Here is a 6,347-nt window from a genome sequence, read left to right as displayed (position 1 = left end):
TGGAGTTGGGAAAAGTACATTTATTGAAGCCTTTGGAAAGCATTTAAATTCTCTAGGAAAAAAAGTGGCAGTTCTTGCCGTTGATCCAAGCAGTACAATTTCGCACGGAAGTATTCTTGGCGACAAAACCCGAATGGAGGAATTAGTAAAAGATCCGAATGCTTTCATCAGACCATCAGCTTCAGGTGAAACTTTGGGAGGAGTTGCAAAAAAAACACGTGAAGCCATTACGCTGTGTGAAGCTTGTGGTTTCAACACAATTCTCATAGAAACAGTTGGCGTTGGTCAAAGCGAAACAGCTGTTCACAGTATGGTAGATTTCTTTTTATTATTAAAAATCGCTGGAGCTGGTGATGAATTGCAAGGAATCAAACGCGGTATTATGGAAATGGCCGATGCAATTGTCATCAACAAAGCCGATGGTGATAACATTCGAAAAGCCAATTTAACAAAAACAGAATTCAACAGAGCATTGCATTTATTTCCCGCTAAAAAATCAGGATGGACGCCCACAACTACCACTTGCAGCTCTATTACTCACGAAGGAATTCCAGAAGTTTGGAAAACAATCCAAGACTTTTTAGGGTTAACTAAAGAAAATAATTCATTCTTTGAAAAAAGAAAAGAGCAAAATCAATATTGGATGTTAGAAACAATAAATGAGCATTTGAAAACCAATTTTTATACTCATCCTGAAATTCAAAGGCTTTTGGAAGAAAACAAAAAAGCGGTGCAAAATGATAAAATTTCACCTTTTGCAGCCGCTCAGTTATTGTTAGAAAAATATTTTAAAAGTTAATTTATTTAGTTTTCACATTACCTTCTTGGTCAAAAACTTGATTTATCAAACTAACTCTTGCTGTTGCAGAAGGCGTTGAAGTGACTGCTTTATTGATGCAAACTTTTGGCCCAGCAGTTCCATCACAACCAACGGATCCATCTGAATTAGCATACCAGTTACCAGTACATGTTCTAGTACAACCATTACTAAATTTATAAACTTGTTGTTCTGGTTCACCCGTATCGTCATTTGGGTTTTCAATTATTGCTTTTGAGCCGTTAACTGCCGAGGTTTCAATCTCATTCCTTTTTAATCCGTTTTCTTGAATTCCTTTTTCGGCTATATTTTTCCCTTTAATAGTTCCATCCCAACCTTTTCGAATGTTGACTAATGTTTCTGCTATAGCTTTTACATCAGCTTCATTCGCTACATTTTCAACTTTATTCCATTTTACAGTTCCATCCCAACCCTTTCGAATGTTGACTAATGCTTCTGCAACCGTTTTTACATCAGCTTCATTCTCTGTATTTTCAATTTTATTTCCTTTTACAGTTCCATCCCAGCCTTTTCGAGCCAAATTGACTAATGTTTCTGCAATAGCCTTTACATCAGCATTAACTACGTTTTCAACTTTGTTGCCTTTTACAGTTCCATCCCAGCCTTTTCTATAGTTGACCAATGTTTCGGCAATTTGTTTAAGTTCTACATCTGTAATTACATTTCCAACAACATTCTTCGGTAAACCATTTTCGGTAATTCCTTTCCGCTGGTTTTCACTTAAAGTAGTTTCAACATCATTCTTTTTTAAACCTTGTTCTTTAATTCCTTTTCGCTGGGTTTCATCTGAAGAAGTTTCAATATCATTCTTTTTTAAACCGTTTTCAGTAATTCCTTTTTCTGAAGTATTTCCTATTATATCATCACTACTATCATCACAATCACCTCCGCCTTTGTTAAAACGATAGGTAATTCCAAAACCAAAGCTCATATATTTATCTGGACCTTTGGTATTTGTCATTACTTTTGGTGCCAAAGAAATGCTTTGATTAAATTGGTCAGGAGAAATTGGCGGCGCCAAGTTTACGTTAGTTAAATCTCTATATCCAGTGGTAAATTCTTTTTGCCCAGCCTGCATCAAATACTGTGCATTGGCTGTCATTGCAAAATTTTTGGTAATCCAATATGAAAAACCGATACTTGGTTTCAAACTAAATGCATTTGTTTTATAATCTTGAGGTGTAGTATAACTGGCAATACTTTTTGGAGGTGTGCTATTATCAGCCACAGAGAATTCTGGTGCTTTGTTTATAGTTAATCCTCCTTTTAAAGCAAGTGTAAACGCTAGTTTGTTGTGAAAAGGAGTATGTCTTTGAGACTCCTTATTTTGCGAAGGATTCAAGAATATCGTATATTGTGGTCCAAGCATAAAATAAGTACTGACCCAATCACTTTTAGTATTTGTAATAGTTAAAAAATCTAAATTTTGCAATGGAGCAGCATAAGTATTAAAATCTAAATTAGGTTTAGTCTTGAACGTTCCAGCATCTAAACCAATTCCAAAGTTTTTCCAATGTATTGCAATACCCAAACTTGGATTGAAGTTAAAACTATTATCAACTCCCGCTGAAGAAGAAGTTCCACCATTGGCATTTAAAGAAACAGTCAAAGATGGCCCGCAACTATTTTTAGAATCCCCAGCAGTACTTCCACTAACAGAACGCATTCCGTGATCTCCTCCTTTTATAATCTTCCCCTTTAATTTCCCTTCTGTTCGTGCTTGTTGATTTCCAGAACTATTCATTGGAACGCATTCACCATTTTGCATAATAAACCCATCCGGACAACTAATCGAATTCGTCATAACGGCATCATTCCAACTCAATTTGCCTGAAAGCGTGGCGCCACCTTTTGGAACTGTTATGGTAATACTATTTTGTTTATCAACAGCAAAAACATTTTCTTTTGTAGCTTTAGAATTCACTGTTATTTGCAAGTTGTCTAAAACCAGTTCTACTCCTGAACCATCGTATTGATAGTTGCTTTTAGGGTAATCTGCTTTTACAATCCCATTAATACTTGTTTGTAATTGTTCTTGCGGAAAAGAAAGTTCATAAACACCTTCGCTAAGTTGGGTTGAGAAACCACCTCCGTTTCCTGTTGGAACTGAAATATATCCCTTCCCAGGATTTTTTTTAACTACGATTCCAATTCCAATTATTGGTTTTGTTGTTGCAAAACTATTTTGTGAAAGGAATAGGAAAACGATCAGGATTTTTAAAATTGATTTTGTAAGTTTCATAGTGATTTGAATTAAACGGTAATAGGTTTTACCCTGTTTTATTAAGGAAATAATTCCCTAACAAATATTAAAATTTAATTAAAACAAAAAATCCCTAAATCTAGGGATATGAAAAAGGAAAATTAGAAATAAAAAATTTAAATTCTAATTTTTCAAATTTTTGTAATAATAGGCGATAGCTTGACCTAAGGAAGAAATGTGTAGTTTTTCATAAATGCGTTTGGCGTGTGTGTTTACCGTAGCATAGCTTACGCCTAATTTATCGGCTACCATTTTATAACTTAATCCTTCTGCCAAAAAAGCCAATACTTCATTTTCTTTTGGACTTAATGGATTTTTAGTTTCGTTTGGTTTAAAATAATCCAATACTTTTTGGGCAATTGCAGGATTCATAGCAGCGCCACCTTGATTTACTTCTTCAATAGCTTGAAGAATTCGTTGCGGTTTGTCGTTTTTTAGAATATAGCCACTCGCTCCGTTTTTAATGCAGGTAAAAATTTTATCGCTGTCGTCAAAAGCAGTTTGCATAAGCACTTTCACTTCTGGATGATTTGTTTTTATGAGTTTTAAACCTTCAATGCCATCAACTTCAGGCATATTGATGTCCATTAAAACAACGTCAGGATAAAAGTTTTCAATTTCGGAAAGTACATTTTTACAATTCATAGCTTCCCCAACAAACTTTAGTTCATCATTCAGCATCAGTAATGCTTTTAAGCTGTCTCTGCGTTCGTTACTATCGTCGTAAATAAAAATTCGAATTGCCATAAAACAAATATACTAAACAATTTAAGAGTCAATTGTAACTAAATTAAGGGACAAAAGGAATGCTTGCAAAAATTGATGTTCCTTGTTGTGGCAATGAAATAATTTTGAAATCTCCCTTTAATTCCTCTACTCTTTTTCTCATATTGGCAATGCCGTTACCGCTCGTTTCATTAATTTCAAAACCTATTCCGTTGTCAATAATTTCTATAGCAATCATATTGTTAACGAATACTAATTTTATATTTAAATTGGAAGCTTTGCTATATTTTGCTACATTATTGACGCCTTCTTTTATGATTAAAACAATATTTTTTCTAAGCGTAATATCTTTAATTAAATTGTCTAAGACAGGATCGGTTTCAATAACATATTTTATTTCAGTAGAACCCAAAATATCATTTACAAAATTTCGAATACGTGTACTTATTGTCATAAACTCTTCTTTACCGGGTTTCATACTCCAAATAATGTCCCCTATTTTGTCGGCAAGATTTTGCGATTGCGTTTCTATTTTTTGTAAAACTTTTTTTGCTTCATCAGGGTCTTTATTTAAAAGTTGGTTTGCGACAGCACTATTGATTTGTAAACTGCTTAAAGTAGCGCCAATATCGTCGTGTAAATCGGCAGTGATTTTATTTCTTTGTTGTTCTAATGCCAATTGCTGCTGAAATGCAATTTTTTGTTGCTCGAATTTTCGGTGATTAAACCACCAAAACACAAGTGTCATCATTAATGATATTAACAAAATCCAAAACCATAATTTTTTAAAAAACGGGATGGCTATAAAAAACTTTATTTCAATTGTTTTAGAACTAATATTATTATTGACATCTATTGCTCTGATAAATAAATTATAGTCTCCTCCTTTTAAAGAAAGATTTATGGTGTTTCCATCTAAATCAATCCAATTATTTTTAGCATTCAAAGAATATTGCAAATTTTTAAAATGTCCAGTCAATTCAACACCCGACAATTGAACACTAATATTTTTTTCGTCGTTTTTTAGATTATAGCTTTTGGCAATAGCCACTTTCTGGCTATTCACAGTTATTGAAATAATATTTGGGGAAATTTCAAATTTTGAAAATTGGATTTTTGAAGGAATTATAGAAATTCCATTATCGGTTGCAGCGTAAATAGTGTCATTATAAAACGCCAATTCATTTACTACATTAGATGTCAAACCATCTGATTTTGATAATTTATGAATGGTGTAATCAAATTTTTTCTTTTCTTCTTTAAAGTTAATACTATAAACACCTGATTTACTGGCAATCCAAATTTTATTTTGAACAGCAATCATATTCGTTATATTTTCAGGTAAGCCTTCTTCACCCTTAATTTTATACAGTACTTTATCATTTTTTAAAATTAAAATATCGCCTTTAATAGTCGCCACCCATAAAAACCGATTGTTACTAAAAGCCAAAACAGAAGGTTTATTTCCTTTTATTTCTTGATTTAATACAATTTGTGTGCTTGTATTTTTTTGATAATTATATTTGTATAATCCTTCAGCGCCTACAAAATAAATAGTGTCGTTATCCTGCTTTTCAATATTTAAAACTCTTTTATCAGGACTATTTAAAAGTTTGTATTTTCCATTAAGAATGTTAAGTTTAAACAATCCCCTTGTAGTTCCCACTATTGCAATACTATCATTGAGCTTAATAGCAGTTTTTAAAGAACAATTAGAATTGTTTTCCAAAAACGATGTAATAGGTTTGTTTTTCTTGAAATTAATACTGTAACCTGCATCATTTATTGAAAGTACATTTTGATTAGCATCAATTAATTTTCGTATCCACAAGTTTTGATTTTCATTCGGAATTGTAAATTTTTCTTGAATTTTTCCTTTTGATTTAATAATTTGTCCGTGATAATTTCCAGCTAAAATTTCACTTTTTGCAGTAATGGCGACACTTAAAAAATTACTGTTTGCAAAATCGCTTGAGGTTAAAACTCTCTTGATTTTAGATAAATTATAGTACAATAATCCATTGTCCAAAGTACCTAACCACAAATTATGATGGCTATCAATAAACGCACAATTGGTTTGGGTTGTGTTTTCTACTTTAGTTTGCAATTTTAAAGTAGGTAAATCATAAATATATATTGCGCCACTATTGGCTATAATACTCAAATTTTTTGCAGAAAATTTATACCATTTATAGGATTCAGGAACTGTTATTTTATCCATTGCAAATGAAAATGGATTCCGTTTAAAGTTGGAATATCTATGAATACTATTTCCTGTAAAAAAACTATAATAATTATTGGAATGAATAATACGGCTAATTATTATTGAATTAGATTTTTCAGAAAAGCTGTCAATTACGTTTCCTTTATATTTTAAATAATTTTTATATTCTGTTAAACTTGTTTTTGAATTAATCTGTTTAGAATGAAAAGAAACTTCTTTAGAATCAATGAATAAATATCCTAATGAATTAGTAAAATTTGCTTTTTGAATTTTTTTGTCAACAAAATCAAATGTAC

At 31.9% G+C, this 6,347-nt stretch carries 4 protein-coding genes; 1 reads left to right on the top strand and 3 read right to left on the bottom strand.

Features of this window, described 5'->3' with window-relative positions; translation table 11 throughout:
• Positions 1 to 799 (top strand): methylmalonyl Co-A mutase-associated GTPase MeaB (gene meaB, locus PHC28_RS14220; protein ID WP_300101993.1); only part of this gene is annotated, 799 nt, incomplete at its 5' end.
• A 1-nt stretch (position 800) separates the two neighbouring features.
• Here meaB and PHC28_RS14215 read toward each other — a convergent pair.
• From PHC28_RS14215 to PHC28_RS14205, 3 genes are all read right to left on the bottom strand, one after another.
• On the bottom strand, positions 801 to 3,080 hold the full coding sequence (locus tag PHC28_RS14215; RefSeq protein WP_300101990.1) for a hypothetical protein: 2,280 nt from the start codon (positions 3,078 to 3,080) through the stop codon (positions 801 to 803).
• A gap of 144 nt (positions 3,081 to 3,224) precedes the next feature.
• Positions 3,225 to 3,848 carry a response regulator transcription factor gene (locus PHC28_RS14210; protein WP_300101986.1) on the bottom strand — a complete coding sequence of 208 codons (624 nt, stop codon included), beginning with the start codon at positions 3,846 to 3,848 and terminating at the stop codon, positions 3,225 to 3,227.
• 43 nt (positions 3,849 to 3,891) lie between these two features.
• The coding region (locus tag PHC28_RS14205; RefSeq protein WP_300101980.1) for a sensor histidine kinase at positions 3,892 to 6,347 on the bottom strand (2,456 nt) is incomplete at its 5' end.

Origin of the sequence: Flavobacterium sp. (genome assembly GCF_028712645.1) — a bacterium.
Taxonomy (GTDB): domain Bacteria; phylum Bacteroidota; class Bacteroidia; order Flavobacteriales; family Flavobacteriaceae; genus Flavobacterium.
The sequence above is the reverse complement of the archived record's forward strand: the minus strand, read 5'-3'. Positions and strand labels throughout refer to the sequence as shown.

Excerpts from the sequence above, each read along its gene's own strand:
- PHC28_RS14215 (WP_300101990.1), bottom strand. The coding sequence starts at position 3,080 with ATGAAACTTACAAAATCAATTTTAAAAATCCTGATCGTTTTCCTATTC.
- PHC28_RS14210 (WP_300101986.1), bottom strand. The coding sequence starts at position 3,848 with ATGGCAATTCGAATTTTTATTTACGACGATAGTAACGAACGCAGAGAC.